At 54.5% G+C, this 23,063-nt stretch carries 18 protein-coding genes; 8 read left to right on the top strand and 10 right to left on the bottom strand.

What is annotated here, in order from left to right:
- The first annotated feature begins 30 nt into the window (after positions 1-30).
- The 4 genes from BVC71_RS03920 (at position 31) to BVC71_RS03905 (ending at position 6,153) form a co-directional block, all read left to right on the top strand.
- Positions 31-1,257, top strand: coding sequence for an efflux RND transporter periplasmic adaptor subunit (locus tag BVC71_RS03920; RefSeq protein WP_086450296.1), 1,227 nt, complete (start codon positions 31-33; stop codon positions 1,255-1,257).
- On the top strand, positions 1,254-4,898 hold the full coding sequence (locus BVC71_RS03915) for an efflux RND transporter permease subunit (RefSeq protein ID WP_086450295.1): 3,645 nt from the start codon (positions 1,254-1,256) through the stop codon (positions 4,896-4,898). Before BVC71_RS03920 ends, BVC71_RS03915 begins: the two co-directional genes overlap by 4 nt.
- Positions 4,899-5,022: 124 nt before the next feature.
- Positions 5,023-5,733, top strand: coding sequence for a cytochrome c biogenesis CcdA family protein (locus BVC71_RS03910; protein ID WP_086450294.1), 711 nt, complete (start codon positions 5,023-5,025; stop codon positions 5,731-5,733).
- A gap of 15 nt (positions 5,734-5,748) precedes the next feature.
- Positions 5,749-6,153: a thioredoxin family protein gene (locus tag BVC71_RS03905; RefSeq protein ID WP_240516769.1), complete on the top strand. Its 405-nt coding sequence runs from the start codon at positions 5,749-5,751 to the stop codon at positions 6,151-6,153.
- Between the two features lies 1 nt (position 6,154).
- Here the strand turns inward: BVC71_RS03905 and BVC71_RS03900 are convergent, their stop codons facing one another.
- Both BVC71_RS03900 and BVC71_RS03895 read right to left on the bottom strand, forming a co-directional pair.
- Positions 6,155-7,975 (bottom strand): ABCB family ABC transporter ATP-binding protein/permease, encoded by a 1,821-nt coding sequence (locus tag BVC71_RS03900; protein WP_086450293.1) that lies wholly within the window; start codon positions 7,973-7,975, stop codon positions 6,155-6,157.
- Positions 7,976-8,035: 60 nt separating this feature from the next.
- On the bottom strand, positions 8,036-9,418 hold the full coding sequence (locus BVC71_RS03895) for a LysM peptidoglycan-binding domain-containing protein (protein ID WP_165767720.1): 1,383 nt from the start codon (positions 9,416-9,418) through the stop codon (positions 8,036-8,038).
- 114 nt (positions 9,419-9,532) lie between these two features.
- On the opposite strand from BVC71_RS03895, the gene BVC71_RS03890 reads away from it, so the two are divergent.
- Positions 9,533-10,078 (top strand): LOG family protein, encoded by a 546-nt coding sequence (locus BVC71_RS03890; RefSeq protein WP_086450291.1) that lies wholly within the window; start codon positions 9,533-9,535, stop codon positions 10,076-10,078.
- On the opposite strand, the gene rarD is transcribed toward BVC71_RS03890, so the two are convergent.
- The 3 genes from rarD to BVC71_RS03875 form a co-directional block, all read right to left on the bottom strand.
- Positions 10,015-10,920, bottom strand: coding sequence for an EamA family transporter RarD (gene rarD, locus BVC71_RS03885; RefSeq protein WP_086450290.1), 906 nt, complete (start codon positions 10,918-10,920; stop codon positions 10,015-10,017). The two genes, BVC71_RS03890 and rarD, sit on opposite strands and share 64 nt — an antisense overlap.
- A gap of 76 nt (positions 10,921-10,996) precedes the next feature.
- A complete protein-coding gene (locus BVC71_RS03880; protein ID WP_086450289.1) occupies positions 10,997-12,820 on the bottom strand; it encodes a methyl-accepting chemotaxis protein in 1,824 nt (607 codons plus the stop codon).
- Between the two features lie 122 nt (positions 12,821-12,942).
- Positions 12,943-13,542 (bottom strand): superoxide dismutase, encoded by a 600-nt coding sequence (locus BVC71_RS03875; RefSeq protein WP_086450672.1) that lies wholly within the window; start codon positions 13,540-13,542, stop codon positions 12,943-12,945.
- A 171-nt stretch (positions 13,543-13,713) separates the two neighbouring features.
- Here BVC71_RS03875 and BVC71_RS03870 point away from each other — a divergent pair, with 171 nt between their 5' ends.
- Genes BVC71_RS03870 through BVC71_RS03860 form a run of 3 tightly spaced genes read left to right on the top strand, consistent with a single transcriptional unit; the run spans position 13,714 to position 16,919 of the window.
- The gene (locus tag BVC71_RS03870; RefSeq protein ID WP_240516768.1) at positions 13,714-15,111 is read left to right on the top strand and encodes a glycosyltransferase family 2 protein; all 1,398 of its coding nucleotides are present in this window, start codon (positions 13,714-13,716) and stop codon (positions 15,109-15,111) included.
- A gap of 9 nt (positions 15,112-15,120) precedes the next feature.
- Positions 15,121-16,116 (top strand): glycosyltransferase family 2 protein, encoded by a 996-nt coding sequence (locus BVC71_RS03865; protein ID WP_086450287.1) that lies wholly within the window; start codon positions 15,121-15,123, stop codon positions 16,114-16,116.
- Positions 16,113-16,919: a hypothetical protein gene (locus BVC71_RS03860; RefSeq protein ID WP_086450286.1), complete on the top strand. Its 807-nt coding sequence runs from the start codon at positions 16,113-16,115 to the stop codon at positions 16,917-16,919. Before BVC71_RS03865 ends, BVC71_RS03860 begins: the two co-directional genes overlap by 4 nt.
- Here the strand turns inward: BVC71_RS03860 and BVC71_RS03855 are convergent.
- The 5 genes from BVC71_RS03855 to BVC71_RS03835 all read right to left on the bottom strand — a co-directional run bounded on the left by BVC71_RS03855 (position 16,904) and on the right by BVC71_RS03835 (position 22,972).
- On the bottom strand, positions 16,904-17,920 hold the full coding sequence (locus BVC71_RS03855; RefSeq protein WP_086450285.1) for a glycosyltransferase family 2 protein: 1,017 nt from the start codon (positions 17,918-17,920) through the stop codon (positions 16,904-16,906). The genes BVC71_RS03860 and BVC71_RS03855 overlap by 16 nt on opposite strands.
- A gap of 3 nt (positions 17,921-17,923) precedes the next feature.
- Positions 17,924-18,958: a glycosyltransferase family 2 protein gene (locus BVC71_RS03850; protein WP_086450284.1), complete on the bottom strand. Its 1,035-nt coding sequence runs from the start codon at positions 18,956-18,958 to the stop codon at positions 17,924-17,926.
- Positions 18,959-19,126: 168 nt separating this feature from the next.
- Positions 19,127-19,690 carry a sarcosine oxidase subunit gamma gene (locus tag BVC71_RS03845; RefSeq protein WP_086450283.1) on the bottom strand — a complete coding sequence of 188 codons (564 nt, stop codon included), beginning with the start codon at positions 19,688-19,690 and terminating at the stop codon, positions 19,127-19,129.
- Positions 19,683-22,646 carry a sarcosine oxidase subunit alpha family protein gene (locus BVC71_RS03840; RefSeq protein ID WP_086450282.1) on the bottom strand — a complete coding sequence of 988 codons (2,964 nt, stop codon included), beginning with the start codon at positions 22,644-22,646 and terminating at the stop codon, positions 19,683-19,685. Before BVC71_RS03840 ends, BVC71_RS03845 begins: the two co-directional genes overlap by 8 nt.
- Positions 22,643-22,972, bottom strand: coding sequence for a sarcosine oxidase subunit delta (locus BVC71_RS03835; RefSeq protein WP_086450671.1), 330 nt, complete (start codon positions 22,970-22,972; stop codon positions 22,643-22,645). Before BVC71_RS03835 ends, BVC71_RS03840 begins: the two co-directional genes overlap by 4 nt.
- Positions 22,973-23,063 lie beyond the last annotated feature (91 nt).

The raw sequence follows: 23,063 nt of genomic DNA, 5'->3' as shown, positions 1-23,063 counted from the left end.
GTAGCACCGCGTCACGAAAGGCCAACCAAAATGCGCATTATGCCGCTTGCAACAGCAATCATCGTTTCGGCGTTTCTATATTTCTTGGTGTTTGAACGTGACCGCCTGATGGCCGTGGCGGGCAGCGACACACCTGCACCTGACGCACCGATTGCCGATGCAACGGATCAGGCCGTTGACGAAACTTTGATCCGTGTCGTTGTAGAGCGTAGCCAGGAACGCGAAATCGAAAGCGCCGTTATCCTGCGCGGCCGAACAGAAGCTGCACGCGCCGTTGTGGTCCGCGCCGAAACATCTGGGCAAGTATCCAGCGAACCATTGCGCAAAGGTGCGTTTGTGAACGCGGGCGATACCCTATGCCAAATCGATGTCGGCACGCGCGAGGCATCCGTTGCCGAAGCGCGCGCGCGCCTGACCCAAGCCCAAGCAGGACAACCCCAAGCCGCCGCCGCGCTGGTTCAGGCCCAAGCCAGCCTGCGCGAAGCAGAGGTGAACCTGAACGCCGCCCGCGCCCTGCGCCAAGACGGATACGCCACCGAAACCCGATTGGTCGGCGCCGAAGCAGCATATGAAGCCGCCCAAGCAGGTCTGGAATCAGCACGTGGCGGTCTATCAAGCGCCGAAGCCGCCGTTACCAGCGCCGAAGCTGCTTTGGCCGCTGCCGAACGGGAACTATCGCGCGTGACAATCACCGCGCCATTTGCGGGGATTCTGGAAACCGACACAGCCGAATTGGGCTCGTTCCTATCGATGGGCGGGGACTGCGCCACTGTGATCCAATTGGACCCCATTAAATTGGTCGCCTTTGTTCCAGAACTGGATGTGAACAAAGTGACCGTTGGCGCGCCTGCTGCCGCGCGTCTTGCCTCGGGCGGCGAAGTCATGGGACGGGTGACGTTTCTATCCCGCGCCGCGGACGAAACCACCCGCACCTTCCAAACAGAGGTCGAGGTCGCGAACACGGATCTAGCTATTCGTGATGGACAAACTGCTGAAATCATTATCGGAACGGATGGACGCATGGCACATTTGGTGCCGCAGTCTGCGCTCACACTGAATGACGATGGCGAATTGGGCCTGCGTTTGATTGACGCCGATCATGTTGTGCAATTCGCCGCAGTCGATCTGTTGCGAGACACAGTAGACGGCGTTTGGGTATCGGGCCTACCAGCCGAAGCTGACATTATCACAATTGGCCAAGAATATGTGGTCGCCGGCGTCAAGGTCGCGCCCTTCTACACGGAGGCCACAGAATGACAGGCATGATTGATTGGGCCGCAAATCGGGCCCGTATGGTCATATCCTTTATCGTTCTGTCCATTGTGGCGGGGGCGATTGCCTATGTCAGCCTTCCGAAAGAAGGCGAACCAGACATCGAAATCCCCGCACTGTTCATTTCCGTCCCCTTCCCCGGCATCTCTGCCGCTGACGCAGAAAGCCTGCTGGTCGAACCCATGGAAACCGAATTGGCCGATTTGGATGGTCTGAAAACCATGACGTCGGTCGCATCCGAAGGCTACGCTGGTGTGTCGCTGGAATTTGAATTCGGTTGGGACAAAACAAAAATCATGGCTGATGCCCGCGACGCCATGAATTCCGCCCAAGGATCGTTTCCCGAAGGCGCAGACCAATATTCGATCAACGAAATCAATTTCTCTGAATTTCCGATCATCATTGTCAACCTGACCGGTGACGTGCCAGAGCGCACATTAATCAACGTTGCCAAAGACCTACAGGACGAGCTTGAGGCGATTGATGCGGTTTTATCCGCCAATCTAACAGGCCAGCGCGACGAAATGGTCGAGGTTGAAATCGATCCCCTGCGGCTAGAGGCATATAACGTGACCGCAGGCGAATTGATCAACGTGGTGGTCAACAACAACATGCTGATCGCTGCCGGCGAGGTTGAAACCGCGCAGGGGTCATTTTCGGTGAAAATCCCGTCCTCGTTTGACGAGGTGCAGGATATCTACGACCTGCCCGTCAAAACCAATGGCGACCGCGTGATTACGCTGGGCGATCTGGCAACCATCCGCCTTACGTTTGAAGACCGAGAAAGCACCGCCCGTTTTAACGGCGTGAAAACCGTGGCTTTGCAGGTGGTTAAGGCGCGTGGCTACAACCTGATTGACACCGCCGCACTGGTCCGCGCCACGGTCGAAGCAAACGCCGCCAATTGGCCCGAAGAATTGCAAGTTGCCGTGAATGTCGGCACCTCTAACGACCAAAGCCGCACAGTCGCATCTATGGTGTCGCAGCTAGAAGGGTCGGTTCTTACGGCCATTGCGCTGGTGATGATTGTGGTGCTTGCGTCGCTTGGCACTCGGTCCGCGCTGCTGGTTGGTTTCTCTATCCCGACATCGTTTTTGCTGGCGTTCCTTTTGCTGGGCATAATGGGCGTTACGATTTCAAACATCGTGATGTTCGGTCTGATCCTTGCCGTTGGGATGTTGGTCGATGGTGCGATTGTTGTCGTTGAATATGCGGATAAACGCATCGCCGAAGGTGCAGGCCCGATGAACGCCTATACCGACGCCGCAAAGCGTATGTTCTGGCCCGTCATCTCCTCCACCGCGACAACGCTATGCGCGTTTTTACCTATGCTGTTCTGGCCCGGCGTACCCGGCCAGTTCATGGGTATGCTGCCTGTCACACTGATATTCGTTTTGTCTGCATCTTTGGTCGTGGCACTTATCTACATGCCCGTCATGGGCGGCGTTTTGGGACGCACGAGCCGCAGTTTTAGCGGCGCGTCGGACGTCTTGCGCGCAAGATTACCGTGGGTGGTGCGTGCGCTACTGGTCTTGCCCGCTGCCATGATCGCCTACACTGGCGCCATGTTGGCCCTGAACCCTGGATATCTGTCTGGCAACGATGTTCAAACCGCGAACGCCATTGATGCTCTACCTGGGTTTGCCATGTTCCTGATCGGTGCTGTTGCATTGTCAATCACGGTCGGCGCAGCAAAAATTATCCGCAAGCCCAAATCGGTCAAAGCGGGCTATCAACGGTCCCCCTTTGGCTGGGTCATTTGGTTTGTTGCTGGCAACCCGATTATGCCTTTGGTGACTGTTGGATTGATCCTGTTTTTCGTCGCCTCAACGTTTAGCTATTTTGGCGCAAACAACAACGGCGTTGAATTTTTCACTGAAACCGAACCGGAGCAGTCGATTGTTTACGTACAGGCCCGTGGTAACCTAAGCCTTGAGGAAAAAGACCACCTTGTCGCGCAAGCCGAAGCTGTTGCTCTGACAACCCCCGGCATCCAAACGGTGTTCGCCTTTGCAGGTGAAGGCGGGTTGAATTCGAACACTGCTGGCGCAGAAAGCCCGCGCGACGCCATCGGACAGCTACAAATCGAATTAATCCCGTGGGATGATCGTGCCGCCTATGCCCGCGCAAACGGACTGTCGGTTGCCGATCTGGACGGCAACGTTGTCATGAACAACCTACAAAATCGCCTGAACGCCATCCCCGGTATTCGGTCCGAAACGCTAGAATTGGCCATGGGCCCCGCAGCGACAAAACCCGTTGCCTTGCGCGTGATCGGCGAAGATTGGGACGAATTGCTGGCTGCGACCGCGGATGTGCGGGCCTATTTTGATGCGATGCCAGCGCTCACCGCGATCGAAGACAGCCGCCCCCTGCCCGGTATTGATTGGGAAATTAACGTAGACGTCGAAAAAGCAGGCCGATACGGCGCCGATGTCGCAACTGTTGGTGCGATGGTTCAATTGGTCACGCGCGGCATTTTGCTGGATACGATGCGCGTCGACAGCTCCGATGAAGAGGTCGAAATCCGCGTCCGCCTGCCTGAACAAGACCGGGTTCTATCGACGTTGGACAGCCTAAAGGTCCGCACCACCGCAGGTTTGGTGCCCCTGTCGAATTTCATCACACGCACGCCCGTTCCCCAATTGGCGCAGATCGACCGGATCGACCAGAAACGGTATTTTAACGTCAAAGCGGGCGTTGCTGACGGGTTTGTCAAACTCACCAACACTGAAACCGACGATTTCATCATCGTCGCCGAGGCTGACCTGACAGAGGACCAATTAGCCGATATTGAAAACGGTGATCTGAAACGCGAGGTCGTCAACGGCAACGAACGCATCGCTGTGATTGAAGACTGGTTAAACACCCCCGGAAACCTGCCTGCGGGCGTCAGTTTTGAATGGGGCGGTGACATGGCCGACCAAGAGGAAAGCGGCGCATTTCTGGCGCAGGCGTTTTCGGCTGCTTTGATGTTGATGTTCATCATCCTGCTGGCGCAGTTCAACAGTTTTTACAATTCGGTTCTGGTGCTGCTGGCGGTCATTTTGTCCACCACGGGCGTTTTGATCGGCATGCTGGTCATGGATCAGGCGTTTTCTATCATCATGACGGGAACAGGCATTGTCGCACTGGCGGGTATCGTGGTGAACAACAACATTGTTCTGATCGACACCTATCAGGAATACACCACCTATATGCCCCGCAAAGAGGCTATTATTCGTACCGCCGAAGATCGCATTCGCCCAGTTCTATTGACCACAATTACAACGATGGCGGGGCTTGCACCTATGATGTTTGGGCTTAGCCTTGATTTCATGAACGGCGGCTATTCGATCGACAGCCCAACTGCACTCTGGTGGAAACAGTTAGCGACGGCGGTTGTGTTCGGGCTGGGCATCGCCACGGTTCTGACGCTGGTATTTACCCCCGCGATGTTAGCGCTGCGCGTCTGGGCGGGCACCTATGCGCATTGGATCCAGAACCAATTGGGCGGCAGCCGCGCAGCCAAAGACCGCGCGCTAAAACGCGCCGCAAAAAAGGTAAAATCGCCCGAAATCATATGGGTAGATTCCGAACCTGCACCAATCCCTGACGCGCCCACTGCGGTGCGCGCGGCGGAATAACGATCCAAAGGGGCCCCTGCTGGGCCCCTTTTTTCCATGCAAATGCTACAATCACCGCTCTTATTCGTGATTTCCCAGATCGTTCATTGCTGCCTAGTATCAAGCAAAGGGTTTGGGAGGACTCATGTTACAAATCGTGCTTGGCTATGTTGCGGGCCTGCTCACTTTGCTGAACCCATGCGTTCTGCCGCTGCTACCGATTATCGGAGCCTCGGCGATGCAAGACAGCCGCCGCGCGCCCGTGTATCTGGCTGCGGGTCTAGCATTATCGACCGCGCTGGTCGGGTTTATATTGGCCGTTGCGGGTCGCCGACTGGGCATCAATGAAACCCAAATCGCAAATGTGGGTGCCATTTTCCTGATCGTGTTTGGCGCGCTGATCCTAATCCCCGCCCGTTATTCGCCCTTTAAAATGCTGTCAGGCGTTGCGGGAAATGCCAACGAATTGGCCATGCGCCTGTCTGGTTCACCCACTGCCAATTTCGCAGCTGGCGGCGCATTGGGCATCACATGGAGCCCCTGCATTGGTCCAACAATGGGCGCGGCTGTGGCCTTGGCATCAACGGGCGATGCCTATTTGGTCCCAGCAGCAATCATGCTGGCCTACGGTCTGGGCATCGGCAGCGTATTCCTTGCCCTGTCGTACGGCGGCCAAGAAGTGATCCGCCGCCGCAAAACCACACTACAACGTAATGCAACCACGGCGCTGCGGGTGTTTGGCATCATTTCGATCCTCGTGGGTCTGATGATCCTGACCCAAGCACACAAATACGCCGAAATATGGCTGATCGAGATAATGCCGGACTGGCTTCTCTCGCTTTCGGTCAAACTCTGAACGAAAGGAAACCCAATGTTCACTAGACGCGCCCTATTCGCTGCTGCTTTGGCGATGACCGCCCTACCAGCCTTTGCCCAGAATATCGAACGCCCATGGGTGTCCACCGATGACGTTCAGGCCATGCTGGATGCAGGCGACACTGTTTTCGTAGATTTCAAGGCAACATGGTGCGGCACCTGTAAGGTGCAGGAACGCCAGATTGATGCCATCCTGACCGAAGATCCGTCGCTGATGGAACAGATCAAATTCGTGAACGTCGATTGGGATGAATATGGCAACGATGATTTCACCAAATCGATCAACATCCCGCGCCGTTCGACGCTGGTTCTATTCGACGGACGGACGGAAATTGGCCGTCTGGTCGCGATCACAGATCGCGACCAGATTTTCGACCTGATCGATATGGGCGTAGAATAATCTAGGCTGCGTTATCCTCGGCGGCTTGCTGGGCCCATAGACGCGCATAGCGCCCGTTTTGGTCTAGCAGGTCGTCGTGGCGACCTTCTTCGACGATCTGGCCTTTCTCTAGAACAACAATGCGGTCGGCATCCGCAATGGTAGAAAGACGGTGCGCAATCGTGATCACCGTCCGTCCCTGCCCCATCGCCGCCAACTGCGCCTGAATGCTACGTTCGGTTTCCGTATCCAAAGCCGAGGTCGCCTCGTCCAGCAATAGGATCGGCGGGTTTTTCAAAATGGTCCGCGCGATCCCAACCCGTTGTTTTTCGCCCCCCGACAGTTTCAACCCGCGTTCACCGACTTGGGTGTCGTATCCATCAGGCAGTGACTTTACGAAATCATGGATACGGGCGGCTTTGGCGGCGGCGATCACATCGTCGCGGGATGCGTCAGGGCGACCATAGGCAATGTTGTAACCAATGGTGTCATTGAACAGAACGGTGTCCTGCGGCACGACGCCGATGGATTTGTGCAAGCTATCTTGGGTCACGTCGCGGACGTCTTGGCCATCAATGGAAACAGACCCGCCCGTCACGTCGTAGAACCTGAACAGCAATCGACCGATGGTGGATTTACCCGACCCCGAAGACCCGACTATCGCCACAGTCTGCCCCGCAGGGACATCCAATGTGACGCCCTTGAGGATTTCCCGTTCACTGTCATATCCAAAACGAACGTTATCAAACCGCACGGCGCCACCCTGCACATTTAGAACATTTGCGCCCGATTTATCGGATACTTCTGACGGTTGCTCTAACAAATTGAACATTTCCGCCATATCGATCATCGCCTGACGAATTTCCCGATAGACCGAGCCTAGGAAATTCAAAGGCATGGTGATCTGGATCATATAGGCGTTCACCATTACGAAATCGCCCACCGTCAGCGTCCCGTTTTCAACGCCAATCGCAGCCATCACCATCACGGCAATCAGACCGCTGGTGATAATCAGGCTTTGTCCGAAATTCAGGAATGCCAAGGAATAAGACGTCTGCAACGCCGCCTTTTCGTATTGCTCCATCGCGCGGTCGTAACGGTTGGCTTCCCATTCCTCTGCGCCGAAATATTTAACGGTTTCGAAATTCAGTAGACTATCGACAGCCTTTTGGTTGGCGTCGGTATCCTGTTCGTTCATTTTTTTGCGGATGCGTACGCGCCATTCGGTCACTTTGAACGTGAACTGGACGTAAATTGCGATGGTGATCACCACAACCGCCAAATACCAAGCGTCCAGCGCGAAATACAAAATGACGGCGATCATCAACAGTTCCAGAACAAGCGGGCCGATGCTGAACAGCAAGAACCGCAGCAGGAAATCCACGCCTTTGACACCCCGTTCGATAATCCGGCTTAGCCCGCCGGTTTTGCGTGTGATGTGATACCGCATCGAAAGGCGATGTATGTGCGTGAAGGTTTCAATTGCCAACTGACGCAGCGCGCGTTGACCAACAGGCGCAAAGACCGCATCGCGCAACTGTTGGAACCCTACGTTCATCAAACGGGCCATGCCGTAGGCGACCGTCAGGCCCACCGCACCGATCGCCAGCATTTCAGCGGCATCCGCTGTGCCGCTCATGATGTCGACGATGCGTTTATAGATCAGCGGCACCCCTGCCGAAGCCAGTTTGGAAAGCACCAAAACAGACAGCGCGATCACAACGCGCCGTTTCACCCACGCCTTATCGGCGGGCCAAAGATAGGGAAACACTTTGCGAAGGACATTCATGCCTTCGATTTTGTCGCCATTTAGATTGGCGTCAGATTTTGGTAGCGGGCGCATTCAGGTTCTTTCTTGGCTAGCAATCAGAACCTAGGCGCCGCCCGCCCCAATGACCAGAGATCAGCCGTCAATTTCCGGCAAAACAAATACCTGACCCGGATAAATCAGGTCCGGATCGCGAATATCGTCGCGGTTGGCATCGAACACATAGACATACAGGAACCCGTCGCCATAGGTTTCACGCGCAATCGCCCACAACGTGTTGCCCGGCTGGACGGTCCGCGAAGTAATCCGTGTTTCCTCGGTCACTTCGGTTTCCATGCTTTCGGCGACAATTTCAGGTTCTTCGCGTTTGAACGGTGTTTCAATGCGGCTACGAACGGTGCCGTCTTCGGCGATTTCATCAACCCGCAGGGTATAAACACCCGTTTCGATATTCGGCAAAGTGATCGACCAATCGCCTGTTGGGGCGATTGGGGTCGATTTAACCGGGCTGTTGTCCAGGTAGATTTGCACCGATCCGGGGAATGTCGCGCGTCCCGCCAAAGCAACATCGCCTGCAGGATCATAGGAAATGGTGTCCAACGACACGACCGACATGACCTCTGGCGCTGTGTCCGCGGGTTGGATGACGCGAATGCCGTCCTCATTTGCCATCAGGATCTGAGGCTGCTGCGGTTCGGCCGCCTCCTCTGCGACTTCGACTTCTGGCGCAGGGGTGGTTTCAACAACCACCGGTTCATCGCTTTCGTCCATAGCGGACGCAACCATGTCAACGACGGCCTCGGCGGTTTCCACGACGGTTTCGGCAGCATCATCTGTAATCTGCGCGGCCAAATCGGTGGCCTGTTCTGGCTGTTCCTGTTCGACCACATCAATTTGCACAGTGTCGGTCTGTTCGATTGCGGCCATTTCGGCGGGCTGTTCGTCTACTTCGACTTGGGCAATAACAGTTTCTGCCTCGGTTGGCGCATCGGTTTCCTCGGCCATCGCAACATCGGTGTCGTCGTCGGATGGCGTAACGGTCGGTGATACGATCACTGTTTCAGCTGCACTAACCGCGTCGCCATCCGGAGCGCCCAACAATGTCAAAATCCGTGTGTCTGCGGCGTCGGGCAGTGTAAAGAACCCCGCGAATGCGCCATCGGGGCCAGCCGTGACCGTTTCGATCACGTCGCCATCCAGCAAAATCGCGACTTCGCCGCCGCCCTCAAACCGCCCTGCGATCACTGCTGTGCCATCTGGTTCGATACGAACCGTGTCAAACTGCGGCGCTGGACGCTGGGTTTCTTCGGGCGCGACCGTTTCAGGTTCTGGCTCTGACTGCTGAACTGCAGCTTCTTCGGCCTGCTCAACTTCGGCAACCTCGGTTACGGCGTCTTCGGTTACGACGTCTTCGGTTGGCGCAGGTGGATTGGCGATCAAAACACCTAAAACGGCCAGGCCAGCCACGCCAGCACCGACGACAACAGCAGTCGCATTCATTCCTAATAGTTTCGCCACGGTGTCCCCTTTTCGCAGCGTTTTGCCGCTATGCAGCATCAATTGTTGTCGGACCATAGCAACGCGATTATGCAGGGTCAAAGATATGTTCATCGATAAAAGGCATCCGAAGGTATGAAATCAGTATGCGTGTATTGCGGGTCACGGTCGGGTCTGCGCCCGTCATACGAACAGTCAGCGGTAGATACCGGCGAAATGTTGGCACGAAACGATTGGCGACTGGTTTACGGCGCAGGTGATGTGGGCCTGATGGGCACGGTGGCGCGCACGGCCCAATCTAAGGGCGGCAAAACCTTTGGCGTTATCCCTGTTCACCTGTTTGAACGCGAAGTTGGAAAACGCGATCTGGACAGTTTTGTCATCACCGAAACGATGCATGAACGTAAAAAAGTGTTGTTCATGAACGCCGATGCAATTGTTGTATTGCCAGGTGGTGGCGGATCGCTAGATGAATTTTTCGAAGTTCTGACATGGCGCCAATTGGGCCTGCACAGCAAACCGATCTATTTGCTGGACGTTGACGGATATTGGCAGCCACTGGTCGGATTAATATCGCATGTGGTGACCGAAGGGTTCGCCGACCAAGACGTGCTGGACTATGTAACAACCGTGCCTAACGTCGCCTCCCTTGAGGCGGCTTTGCGCGCTGATCTGTCCTGACGGATCGCGGCCACGCAATAGATACCAACACCGGTCCAGATCAACGCAAATGCGATTTGATGCCAGACCGTGAATGGTTCTAGGAATACCGTGGTCGCCACGATGAATTGTAAGGTCGGGTTGATGTATTGCATGATCCCGACCGTCGACAGCGCGACGCGGCGGCTACCATAGGCGAATAGCACCAGCGTCACACCTGTCAGCGGGCCAGACCCGAATAGCAAAACATGGGTCCATAGTGTCAGGTCCCGTGCGCCCCAGATGACCAGATAAAACACCACGAAGGGTGCCAGCACTAACACTTCGGCCGTGACCGATAGAACGGGCCCAAGGGTGATCCGTTTCTTGATCAATCCGTAAATCCCGAACGTGCCCGCCAATCCCAGTGCAATCCACGGCGGGACGCCCAATCCAGCGGTTAGGATAATAACCGCCGCCGTTGCGAGCCCGACCGCACATAATTGCCAAATCGACAATCGTTCGCCCAGAAACACGCGGCCCAACAGAACCGCGACGATGGGGAAAATGTAATAGCCCAGCGATGCTTCGACGGCGTAGCCGAATTTGATGGCAAAGATAAAACCGAACCAATTGGCGGCAATCAGCAGGGCCGCGGTGGCAACAATGCCCAGTTTGGGGATCGTATTCACAGACTGCCACAGCTGTCCGATCCGCCCCTGAAACAACAAAATAGCGCCGAAAAACAGAAGCGACCACAACGACCGATAGCACAAAACCTCGATCGGGGGCATGTGCCTGAATTGCGCGTAATAAAGCGACGAAAGGCCCCAGATCACGGTGGCCGTGACCAGAGCCAAAAGCCCTTTTCTTTGCTCTGTCATTGGGTGCGCCTTTAATAGACCTACCGATTACAGAACATGTATGCGGGGCGCATACAACCCCACATAAACGCTTTGATCAAGCCGCGGATCTGCCTGATGACAGTGTCCGCATTTCTTCGTCCAGACGGTTCGTCGCTTGGTTTATTTCATCCAAGGCTTCGGACTGTTGCCGCGACATGTCGGTGACCGTTTCAATCAGCTGCGCGATCTCGTTCGCGCCGAACGAAATCTCGGCCAAAGTATCCCCGCTTGCCTCAACAATTTTCACACCTGTTTGCACTTCGCGAGCGGCCTCTTCGATCAGTGTCGATACATCTCCAGCGGCTCGGGCGGAACGTGCGGCCAGCTGCTGAACTTCGGTTGCGACCACGGCAAAGCCGCGACCCACGTGCCCCGCACGCGCTGCTTCGACCCGTGCGTTCAAAGCCAGAAGGTTTGTCTGGAATGCGATTTCATCAATGATTTTGATGATCGACGTGATTTTATCAGACGCATTGCGGATACGGCCCATCGCCTCAATTGCGTCGTTGACGACTTTGGTGCCTTCATTTGCTTTGACGCGCATTTCACCCGCAAAGCCATTTGCCATGTCAGTGTTGGCGACAGCGTTTTGAACCGATTGGGCCAACTGTTCAGTGGATTGTGCCGTGCGTTCCAGATCTTGGGCGATGCGCGCGGACCGTTCGTTGCCTTTTTCGGTGGCTTCCCGCAGAGATGCCAAGGCTTCGGCTTCTTTATCCAAAACAGCCTGCATAGCGGCCTGCGCTTCGCGGGTGCGATCACGGAAAATGGCAATCGTGCGGATCACATCCGACAGCTGGTTGCGCCCAGCTTTGGGCAATTTCGCATCCAGATCACCATCAATCATACGTTTCGATGCCGACACAATTTCCGACAGAATACCCGCTTTGATACGGCCTAGTCCCCACACCATGATGCCACAGAAAATCAGAGTGACGACAAATAGGGTCAAAATACGGAACAACGACCCGCGCGTTTCAACCAGCTTTGCACTAACCGAAGTTTGCAAGCTGTCGACCAATTCCAATTCGATCCGGTGCAACAAATTGATACGGCTGGTGTAGTCGGCAAACACAGACACGGGGCGCAAATTTTCGACGTCACCCGATAAAATGCGTTCGCGTAGTCGCAGCACCTTCACCGTTTCAAAGGCTTTATCGACACGGTCGTATGCAGATTGAAGCAGGTCATCATCATAGCGCACGAAATCCGCAAAATACATGTCCTGCACCGTTGCCAAGGTTACAAGGCGACGCATATCCGCGTCAGTCAGCTCACCAAGCGTTGCGATGCGCGCCGCAGCCGCGCGTTCCAAACCCATGCTATCTTTGGCACGCAAAAATGCGACGGTTGCATGAACAAGGCTGGAAAAATCATCCACCGCAGTCATGTCGATCTGGTGGATAAGTTGTTCGATGATATCCGTGTAAACACTGACAGCCTCGGACACTGTTGCCGATGACTCCGAGATAATACCCCGTTCTTTGTCCAGCAGGGCCATCAGGTCGTTCGATTGTTCAAATGCGGAACGGAATGGACTGTCAGAATGGATCGCGGACAGCGCCAATTCAAAGTCTGCGCGCAATGCGTCCACTTTGGCGCGCTGTCCGTCCAGTCGGGATGAGAACTCGGTCCCGCCTGAGGCAAGATAGGTGGCAGACATGCCGCGTTCGACCTGCAATTCATGGATCAAATTGACCGAGATCGAAGATACCTCGTATGCATCGCCCAAATTGTGAACACGCTCTAGGTCATTGGTGCGATCCAATGCGAACATACCAGCATAAACCGCCGCCAAAATTAGCGGGACGCCGCCCACTAACAAAAACACCGCAAGAGCAGAGTAGTTAAGGATAATACCACGTAAAAATCGACGCATTGGCCCGCCTGTGTCATGTTGACTGTCGGTCCCTGCAACGGCGAAACCCTGCGAAACTTTAGCGTGAAAAGAAAAAGGGCCGCCCAGACGGACGGCCCTAACGTTAATCGCTGTCGCGCAAATTACATGCGGCCTGCAACGTTTTCCCAGTTTACCAGGTTGTCCAAGAAGTTGGTCAGGTATGCAGGGCGTTTGTTGCGGAAGTCGATGTAGTACGAGTGTTCCCAAACGTCACAGCCCAGCAGCGCAGTTTGACCAAAGCACAGTGGGTTCACACCGTTTTCGGTTTTGGTGACTTTCAGTGCGCCGTCGGTGTCTTTGACCAGCCACGCCCAGCCCGAACCGAACTGGCCTGCACCAGCAGCCGAGAATTGCGATTTGAATTCGTCAACCGAACCGAAGGATTCAACCAGCGCCTTTTCCAGTTCAGTTGGCATTGCGTTGCCGTCTGGACCCATCATTTCCCAGAACTGGTTGTGGTTCCACAGCTGAGAGATGTTGTTGAAGATGCCGTTTTGCGCAACTGCCGATTTGTCGTAGGTGCCAACGATGATCTCTTCCATCGTTTTGCCTTCCCACTCGGTGCCGGCGATCAGTTTGTTGCCGTTGTCGACGTAGGCTTTGTGGTGGATGTCATGGTGGTATTCCATGGTCTCTGCCGACATGCCTTTGGCAGCCAGAGCGTCATGTGCGTACGGCAGATCAGGGAGTTCAAAAGCCATTTGAAAATTCCTTTTGTTCGTTTGTTTTTGTTGTGTTGTAACAAAGCGCATGTAGCCCGAACGTCAACCCCAATTTGCTGCCACCGGTAGACTTATGGCCTGTGTTCGCTATGCTGCAGCGTAAACATATGGCGTAACGACGCCACACAGGCAGGTAATTAACAGGCAGCTATGGCTCCGAAACATAAATATACAATTCTTTCGATGATGAAGGACGAAGGCCATTCCTTGGTTGAATGGGTGGCGTTCCACAATCACATCGGTTTCGATAACATTTGCGTTTACACCAACAACTGCGGCGACGGCACCGACGATATGTTGATCCGGTTACAGGAACTGGGTTGGTGCAAACATTTCCGCAACGACGTTCCCGAAGGTAAAAAACCCCAGCCGAACGCGCTGGCGCTGGCCACCCAAAACGAAGAGGTGATGGACAGCGAATGGATTTTGACCATGGACGCGGATGAATTCCTGTCCATCAAATGCGGCAAGGGACGCATTTCTGATCTGGTCGAACGTATCCCAGAAGAAGCTCAAGCCATGGCCATCACATGGCGTTTCTTTGGGTCCAGCGGGATTACTGATTGGAACCCTGGATTGGTGTCCGAAATGTACACCCAAGCCGCGCCAGACAAATTCAAAAAAGGATGGGGCGTGAAAACTCTGTTCCGTCCTTACCCGAATGTAAAATTGGGCATTCACCGTCCCCACGTGAAAAACGCCAAACAAAAACCGGACCGTGCAAAAATGCTGTACGATCAGGTTTGGGTGAACGGATCGGGCGAACGGATGCCCGATGAATTTTCGCTATCGGGCTGGCGATCGACCAAACCTACACTTGGCTACAAATTGGTTGAATTGAACCACTACGCTGTAAAATCCTATGAGGCGTATCTACTGCGCCGCGTGCGCGGCAACGTGAACAACAAGCCCGACAAATATAACGAAGCTTATTTCGCGCTATTCGATCGCAACGAACTAGAGGTGACAAACGTTCACCGGCATCTGCGCGGCGTAAAGAAAAAGATGGAACGCATCCTCGAGGATCCCATCATGCGTGAATTGCAGGACAAGGCGCTGGAATTCCACGCCAACCGCGTAAAGGTTCTGCATTCGTCTGGCGAATATGAAAAATGGGTCGATGAACTGAAAAAGGCATCCGAAGTTCCGTTGGACAAGCTGGATGAAGTTCTGTTCATTCAGCACCTTCCAAAGGTCTGGCAGGAAAAGGTCAAAGAACTGCAAGCCCAAGGCGTGCCAGACAAGACGATCGCCAAAATGATCGCCCAGACCCAAACCGCGAAAAAAGGCGAAACCCGGGCTGCCCTGAAACAGGCAGCCGGCGCAGGCGAGCCGGTGAAAGAAGACACCGAAACCGCCGAAAAACGCGAAGCAAAAACAGAAAAAGCCATGACGCTGGATGACAATCCGTTCATGGAAGGGCCAGAAGGCGCGCAATTAGGAGTACCGCTGCTAAAGCAATCCGTAGCGCGTATGAAGGCATCAGCCGCCAAAGCGGATCAGTCTGACGATAGCACCCCAAAAGACGCCCCTACCCCCGAGAATTGAAAGCGAAAGATGGCACACCAAAGCACCGTCCTTATCTCGACGATGAAAAACGAAGGGCCATACCTGCTGGAATGGCTGGCGTATCATAAATCGATCGGGGTCGATAGTTTTCTACTGTTTTCCAATGACTGCACAGACGGCACCAATCTAATGCTGAACCGTCTGGATCAAATGGGTGTCATCCGACACCACGATAACCCCCAAGGCCCGCGGATGGACCCGCAGCGGTCCGCCTATAGCCGTGCCAACCGTACCGAATGGGTACGCGAACACGATTGGGCCCTGATCGTTGATGCCGATGAATTTGTGAACGTCAAAGTCGGGGATCATACTCTGTCCGCTTTGCATGACGCGTGCGGTGATGCGGATGCTATTTCGATCCCTTGGCGCCTGATGGGATCATGCGACGAAAAAGAATTTGATCCCAACCGGTTAGTGACCGAACGTTTCACGCGCGGATCAACATTTGATGAACCAGAAAACGGACTGGTCTGGGGGTTCAAAACTCTATTCCGTCCACAAAAGTTTGACTATTTCGGCGTCCACCGCCCCAAGCTGCACAAATGGGAAGACATGCCCGAAGGCCAGATCAAATGGGTCAATGCATCGGGCAAAGACATGCCGCACAAAGTGTTAAAAGGCGGCTGGCGGTTTGGCAAAGACACGCTGGGCTACGATTACGCGCAAGTAAATCACTATGCGATCAAAAGCCGAGAAGATTTTCTGCTGAAACGGCTACGTGGCACCGCCAATTCCAAGAATAAGGATCGTATCGATACCGATTATTGGGGCAAATACGATCTGAATGCGAACGAAGATGCCAGCATTCAAACCGCCCAAATTCGCGCGATCATGGACGATTGGCTACAAGATGCCGATCTAGCAGCGTTGCACCGCGCGTGTATCCATGCGTCCCGTCTGGTCCTGAATTACCAGCTAGAGGTCCCCGAATATCGTGAATTTGTGGACACCGGAAAATTCCCACAAAATGAGAAAGATAAATGACCGCGCCCCGTTTTTTATGTGTCGGCACGCATCACAAAACGGGGACCGTCTGGATGCGTCGCACGTTCCACAAATACGCGTCCGACAACGACATCCCCATTGTGCGCGGCTACAACGGCAAACAGCTGTCCACCCTGCCCGCCTCTGGACCTGCGTTGGTTGTTCATTGGAATTCGCTGTTTCCAATTCCGTTCTTTGATGCGTCGCAGGCTCGGTTTTTGCACATCATCCGTGACCCGCGCGATATTTTGATTTCAGGTGCGCGCTACCACCTGACCGCGCCTTTGGGGAATGAAAAATTCCTGCGGGTCCCACGCGATGATCTGGGCGGCAAGACCTATCAGGAACATATCAACAGCCTACCGACCACGGTGGATCAAATGCTGTTTGAAATGGAAAATAAACACCGTGAAACCGTACTGGAAATGCTGGTCTGGCCATACGGACATCGCCATGTCGTCGATCTGAAATTCGAAGACGTGGTCAACGACACCGACTGTTCGATTTTCCGTGGCGCGTTGGAACAGATGGGCGTCGAAGGGTTCGATATTGATGGTGTGGTCAAATATTATTGGGATCACAGCCTTTTCGGCGGTGCGGCCAAATCTGAAGACCGCGCAGCCAACGTCAAACAACACGTAAAATCAGGCAAACCAGCGCAGTGGAAAACCAAACTGCCGCGCGAGGTTGCTGAAATTTACGTTCGGGAATTCGGTCAAGCGCTGATTACGCTGGGTTACGCGGAAAATAATGACTGGGTCGACGAATGCCGCCCCGCATCGGAAATTTACCCCGCTGCCTGAGCCAAAATCCCTGGATTGCGGCGAACATACCGATTGATCGCCGCCATTAACCCCTGAACGTGTTCGTTCTGTTTCAGCCCTGCGATGCGGTTTTGGGCATTTTCAACCGCGCTGCGATGCAACGGACCCAATACCGGATCTTTTAGCAAATCATCCCGCATTGCGCGCACATCAGGAATCCAGCGGGCGATACTGTCGTTCCGCACAACATTAAAATCGTACTTGCGCCAATATTTGATGCCATAGTCCGCGTTGTCGTGGTTCGCATTGCCGCGCATACGTTTCAGCAAAAAACTGTCGATGGACCGCAGCGGATAATGATTTAGCTGGACCAGATCAAAACCATAATCCGGGTGCAGCAGGCTTTTGACATCGCGCGACAAATCAACGTCTTTGATGTGGGCTCCGCTGCCGTTTCGCATAATCAGATTGTTTTGCGCTGCCGGATCAAACACACATGAATGGTTCCGTATTTCGACCGGTTTTGCCGCCATGCGCGTCATTGATTTCGTGCCGCGTTTGTTTTGACGGGTAAAGAAATTGGAGTGATAATCCCAACAGTAATGAAACTGTTCACCCATCAGTGCATCGGTATATTCAGACACCCCACCGTGACCAAAATTAAGCTGCGACATCGACCACACATCGGTATCGGGCATGTCGTTGAACAAATCTTCGACTTTGCCCGCACCTGTGTTGATGCAGATAAATTCATCCGCATCGAAACTGGTCACCCAATCTGATCTGCGCAGCCGCGAAAACGTGTTGATATACCGCACGACTTGCAGATGATGTTTGGGGTTTCCGGTAAACATCGACGGGTTTGGGTAATGGCGGATCAGCCCCAGATCGTCCAAACGATCCAACATGTCATCGGTGCCATCCGAACAATCATTCGAAAACACCAAAATATCGTTCAGGCCAATTAGACGGTGATAAGCGACCCATTCCAAAATAAATGGGGCTTCGTCCTTCATTGTGGTGACGGACGTAATGCGCATCTATTACCCTGCGGTCCGCAGGTGATCACCATCGTCCAGCATCACACCTGGATTATTGGTGACATAACGCGTCAGGCGTTTCATAAGCGCCTGCCCTTCTGGCGTCTGCTTTGCTGCTGCAATTTGATCCTGTGCGTTTGCAACGGCGGCTTCATGCAGGTCGCGCAATTCTGGATCCCTTAGATACTCAGCGCGTTTTTCTGCAATACGATCCGTCCAGCGCAGGATTTTGTCGTCGTATTGGTCGTTGCGGTCATAACGGCGCCAATACGGAAGACCGTAGTTCGCTTGGGCATGGTTGGCGTTGCCGCGGCTGACCTTGAGCAAATAGCTATCAATAGATCGCAGAGCATAATGGTTTAGCTGGACCATGCCGTACCCGTAGTACGGATAATCCAAATGTTTGACGTCTTTGCGCAAATCCAGATGGCGCAGACGTTCGCCCGACCCGTTGTGAACACGCGCAAACCGAAGCTTGTCTTCGTGGAACACAGGCGAATGGTTGTGCCATTCAACGGGTTCAGAGGATTTATGGGTCAACGTTTTGGCACCGCGCCGGTTTGCATCGGCGTGATACGGCGCTCCATCGCGCCAGCAGTATCGGAACTGATCGGTGACCAGATCATCACTGTAGTCCGTAATGCCGCCGTGACCAAAATTCAGCTGCGACAACGACCAAACGTTAGCGTCTGGTTTCGCTGCGAATAGGTCTGACATGCGCCCTTCGCCCACGTTCACGCACATAAATTCATCGGCGTCAAAGCTGACAACCCAATCCGAACGTGATGGACGCATCAATTTATTGAAATAGCGGATCGCAGTCAGATGGTGTTTCGCACCCTTGATCAGAAAAGATGGGTTCGCGAAATGGCGCAATTCGCCAAGTTCATCCAGACGTTCCAACATTCGGTCGGTGCCGTCGCTGCAATCGTTGGTAAAGACGACAATATCGTTCACACCAATCAAACGATGGTATGCAACCCACTCCAACAGGAATGGGGCCTCGTTTTTCATAGGCGTGACGGACGTGATCCGCATTGTAATACTCTACCTCAGTGCTGAGTACGCACTGCAAGATACGTCCCAACTTTCTTATTAGTTTAGAATTACCTCGCATTTTCGTGTCGATCAATTGACAGTCAAAATACAAAAACGCCCTGCGGCAGTCATGTCACAGGGCGTTTTGTAGAATTTTTACTTTACTTTTTAGATCGCGCCGACCTTACCTGCTTTCGCAGATGTGGAAAGAAGGCCAAAAGCGTAATCCGCCACGGAACGGAAACACATCAGGTTATACGACCCGTCAGGTAGCATCCAAAACGCGGCGGCGACTTGGGCCAAACGGGTGCGACGCACCATGCCAGCAGTGAACCGATCGGCGGACATATCGACGGGCGATAGTTTTGCCAACACTTCGTTGGCAAAATCACCCGAAATCGAAATCAGCGCACGTGCGTCCGATACGTTCACAGCCAGAAAATGCGTGCCCTTTAGCGCCGCATCAAAGGCCGCGACCGTTTCCGCTGCCTTTTCATACGGCAGGATCACCAGCAGTTCGTCAGGCGACATCCACAGAACAGTGAAATCACCCGCCTGCACGAAATGGCGCACATCTGGCACCCCTGCCCCAGTGATCTGGGACAGAGCCGCACCAAAGTTTTCATCTTCGAAATCGCCACGCAGGGTAATCATCCCCGTTAGGCCCAGTTCGCGGACAGTGACGTCGCCTTTGGCCTCTTGGCCGTTCAGAGCGCTTACAGCGTTAGACATTCTGCTTTTCTCCGTCTTTGTCGTAGAACACCGGATCGACGATCTTGGCTTTGACCATGGTGCCGTCTTCTTTGTTGAACTCGATCACTTCGCCCATGCGGTCTGGCCCGTTTTTGACCAAGGCCATCGCGATACCGCGTTTCAGGGTCGGCGAATAATAGGTCGATGTCACACGGCCCTGAACATTGCGCTGACCGTTCGGGTTGTTGCCCGGTGCAGGAACATAGGCGCCGTCTTCGATCACGGAGCCGTCCAGCGTTTCAACGCCAACCAGTTTCCAGCGGTCAGGCGATGCCATGAACGACCTTTCCTGCGCGCGTTTGCCCAGATAGTCGTCCTTTTTCTTGGACAATGCCCAGTGCAGGTTCAGGTCCTGCGGGATGATCGTACCATCGGTTTCGTCGCCGATCATGATGAACCCTTTTTCGGCCCGCATGATGTGCATCGCTTCGGTGCCGTATGGCATCACGCCGAATTCCGCGCCCGCCTCTAGCAAAGCATCCCAGAATGCAGCGCCTTGGGACGCAGGAACGGCCACCTCGAACGATAGTTCGCCAGAGAACGAAATACGGTGCACACGCGCGTCAAAGCCGCCCAAGGTGCCGTCTTTGAACTCCATGAACCCGATCGCGTCTTTGGACACGTCCATGCCGCCCAGTTTTTCCAGCACTTGGCGTGCTTTGGGGCCCGCGATGGCGACCTGAGCGTATTGTTCGGTGACGTTCGCGGTGTAGACTTTCCAGTCCCACCATTCGCACTGAAGCCAGTCTTCCATCCAGTCGTGGGTATGCGCAGCACCGCCCGTGGTGGTGTGGCATAGCCAAGTGTCTTCGTCCAAACGGATGACAACGCCGTCGTCCATCAGGAACCCGTTTTCATTACACATCAGGCCGTAACGACATTTGCCGATTTTCAGGTTCGACATCATGTTGGTGTACAGCATGTCCAGGAATTTGCCCGCGTCGGGGCCCTTGACGATGATTTTACCCAATGTCGATGCGTCCAGCAGACCAACGTTTTCGCGCGTGTTCACGATTTCGCGGTTAACGGCGTCTTTGGTGGTTTCGCCATCACGCACGTAGGCATAGGTACGGCGCCACTGACCGCCCACAGGTTCCCATTCGGACCCGTTGGCGTCGTGCCATTGGAACATCGGCGTTTTGCGCACAGGCTGGAACAACTCATCACGCGCAACACCCGTGATCGCCCCCAAAGAGATCGGAGTATATGGCGGACGGAACGTCGTGGTGCCGACATTCGGAATCGTCGAATCCAGCGCTGCAGAAAGGGTCGCCAAGCCATTGATATTGGACAATTTACCCTGATCTGTTGCCATGCCCAACGTGGTGTAACGCTTGGTATGCTCGACGCTTTCGTACCCTTCTTGGGCCGCCAGTTGAACGTCTGATACTTTCACGTCGTTCTGGTAATCCAGCCACGCCTTGGACCGCAGTTTGACACCCGCGCCTTGCGGCATCATCCAAACAGGTTGGATCGCAGCCTCTGCCGGCTCATTAGTGGTGACCGTTTGGCCTGCGTCTGCCAGTACAGCGGCGGTCGATAGGTGACCGTTTGCCGAACCGACAACAGACACAAATGCCTGACCATCAGCGCCAAGCGGTGGTTTTTCCGGGTTCGGACGGAACATCGCCAGATCGTCATCCCAGTTCAGTTTGCCGCCACAGTGCGACCACAGGTGAACAACAGGCGACCACCCGCCAGACATTGCAACGCAATCGCAGGCGATCTCTTCGATCACGCTGCCCTCGCCTGCTTGCAGACAGATCTGCACGCCGGTGACACGTTTTTTGCCTTTGACCTTGGCGATTGCTTTGCCCTTCATCACTTTGATGCCCAGCTTTTCCGCTTCGGCCGCGATGGGGCCAGCGCCGCTGGAACGGGCGTCGATGATAGCAGGAACGGACAGGCCAGCCTGTTTCAGCGTGATCGCGGTGCGGTATGCGTCGTCGTTGTTCGTCACAACAACGGTGCGGTCACCGCAGGAGACGCCCCAGTTCACAACATAGTCGCGCACAGCGGACGCCAGCATCACGCCCGGAATATCGTTGCCATAGAACGACAGCGGACGTTCGATCGCGCCAGTGGCCGATACGATTTCGCCTGCACGGATGCGCCACAAACGGTGACGTGGGCCCGATTTATCGGACAGGTGATCGGTCAGGCGTTCGTAGCCCAGAACATAGCCGTGGTCATAGACACCCGCGACCATGTTGCGGCTGCGCACGGTGACGTTTTCCATCGCATTCAGCGCGGCCAAGGTTTCAGCAACCCAATCAGAGGCCGATTTACCGTCGATTTCAACGCCGTCGACAACTGCGCGACCACCGAAATCAGCGGTCTGTTCCAGCAGCAGAACGCGTTTGCCTTCTTTGCCTGCTTTCAGCGCGGCAGCAAGACCAGCGATACCGCCGCCCGCAACCAACACGTCACAGAAGAAATAGAAATGTTCGTATGTGTCAGCGTCTTTTTCTTTTGGCACCTGACCCAGACCCGCCGATTGACGGATGAAGGGTTCGTAGACGTATTTCCAGAACGGACGCGGATGGATGAACATCTTGTAATAGAAACCCGCAGGCAGCCAGCGTGCGAACAGCTGGTTTACCGCGCCGATATCGAATTCCAGCGACGGGTAATGGTTCTGCGATTTGATCGTCAGTCCATCGAACACCTCTTGCGTGGTGGCGCGCTGGTTCGGTTCAAACCGGTCGCCTGTCCCCATGTTGAACAGGGCGTTCGGTTCTTCGGCGCCCGATGCGACTACGCCGCGGGGACGGTGATATTTGAACGAACGGCCCATCATCATCTGGTCATTCGCCAGCATCGCGGACGCCAAGGTATCGCCCTGATAGCCGCGCAGACGTTTGCCGTTAAAGGTAAATTCGACAGGTTTCGAACGGTCGATCATACGACCCAAAGATTGCAGACGGGTGCTCATGCCTTTTCCTTCCACGACCAGCCGGGGTGTTTTGCGGTGATTGCTGCAACGATGTCAGCAGGCGGTTCGGTGGTTTGGGCGGGATATGTGCCGTAAACCTCTAGCGTGGCGGTATCACGGGCGCATAGGAACCATTTCCCGCAGCCGTTCGCATGACGCCAACGTTCCAGATGCACGCCTTTTTTGTTTTCGCGCATGAACAGGTATTCTTCGAACGCTTCATCGCTGTCGCCGATGGTGGCGCGTTTCAGGTGCGCTTCGCCGCCAGCATGCAGTTCGGTTTCTTCGGCATAAACGCCGCAATAAGGGCAATGAAGGATCAACATGTCGCGTTCCTTGTGTTGGGCCATCCACACGAAAACAGGCCGGCAAAGCGCGCGGCTTTGCCGACCTGTGACAGTCGGGAATGCAAAATAG

Origin of the sequence: Marivivens niveibacter (assembly GCF_002150005.2) — a bacterium.
Classification (GTDB): Bacteria; Pseudomonadota; Alphaproteobacteria; order Rhodobacterales; family Rhodobacteraceae; genus Marivivens; species Marivivens niveibacter.
Note: the sequence above shows the minus strand (reverse complement) of the source record. Positions and strands in the feature narration are given on the sequence as shown.

Excerpts from the sequence above, each read along its gene's own strand:
- BVC71_RS03920 (WP_086450296.1), top strand. The coding sequence starts at position 31 with ATGCGCATTATGCCGCTTGCAACAGCAATCATCGTTTCGGCGTTTCTA.
- BVC71_RS03890 (WP_086450291.1), top strand. The coding sequence starts at position 9,533 with ATGAAATCAGTATGCGTGTATTGCGGGTCACGGTCGGGTCTGCGCCCG.
- BVC71_RS03910 (WP_086450294.1), top strand. The coding sequence starts at position 5,023 with ATGTTACAAATCGTGCTTGGCTATGTTGCGGGCCTGCTCACTTTGCTG.
- BVC71_RS03915 (WP_086450295.1), top strand. The coding sequence starts at position 1,254 with ATGACAGGCATGATTGATTGGGCCGCAAATCGGGCCCGTATGGTCATA.
- BVC71_RS03835 (WP_086450671.1), bottom strand. The coding sequence starts at position 22,972 with ATGTTGATCCTTCATTGCCCTTATTGCGGCGTTTATGCCGAAGAAACC.
- BVC71_RS03870 (WP_240516768.1), top strand. The coding sequence starts at position 13,714 with ATGGCTCCGAAACATAAATATACAATTCTTTCGATGATGAAGGACGAA.
- BVC71_RS03845 (WP_086450283.1), bottom strand. The coding sequence starts at position 19,690 with ATGTCTAACGCTGTAAGCGCTCTGAACGGCCAAGAGGCCAAAGGCGAC.
- BVC71_RS03865 (WP_086450287.1), top strand. The coding sequence starts at position 15,121 with ATGGCACACCAAAGCACCGTCCTTATCTCGACGATGAAAAACGAAGGG.
- BVC71_RS03855 (WP_086450285.1), bottom strand. The coding sequence starts at position 17,920 with ATGCGCATTACGTCCGTCACCACAATGAAGGACGAAGCCCCATTTATT.
- BVC71_RS03880 (WP_086450289.1), bottom strand. The coding sequence starts at position 12,820 with ATGCGTCGATTTTTACGTGGTATTATCCTTAACTACTCTGCTCTTGCG.
- BVC71_RS03905 (WP_240516769.1), top strand. The coding sequence starts at position 5,749 with ATGTTCACTAGACGCGCCCTATTCGCTGCTGCTTTGGCGATGACCGCC.
- BVC71_RS03900 (WP_086450293.1), bottom strand. The coding sequence starts at position 7,975 with ATGCGCCCGCTACCAAAATCTGACGCCAATCTAAATGGCGACAAAATC.
- BVC71_RS03840 (WP_086450282.1), bottom strand. The coding sequence starts at position 22,646 with ATGAGCACCCGTCTGCAATCTTTGGGTCGTATGATCGACCGTTCGAAA.
- BVC71_RS03850 (WP_086450284.1), bottom strand. The coding sequence starts at position 18,958 with ATGCGGATCACGTCCGTCACGCCTATGAAAAACGAGGCCCCATTCCTG.
- BVC71_RS03875 (WP_086450672.1), bottom strand. The coding sequence starts at position 13,542 with ATGGCTTTTGAACTCCCTGATCTGCCGTACGCACATGACGCTCTGGCT.
- BVC71_RS03860 (WP_086450286.1), top strand. The coding sequence starts at position 16,113 with ATGACCGCGCCCCGTTTTTTATGTGTCGGCACGCATCACAAAACGGGG.
- rarD (WP_086450290.1), bottom strand. The coding sequence starts at position 10,920 with ATGACAGAGCAAAGAAAAGGGCTTTTGGCTCTGGTCACGGCCACCGTG.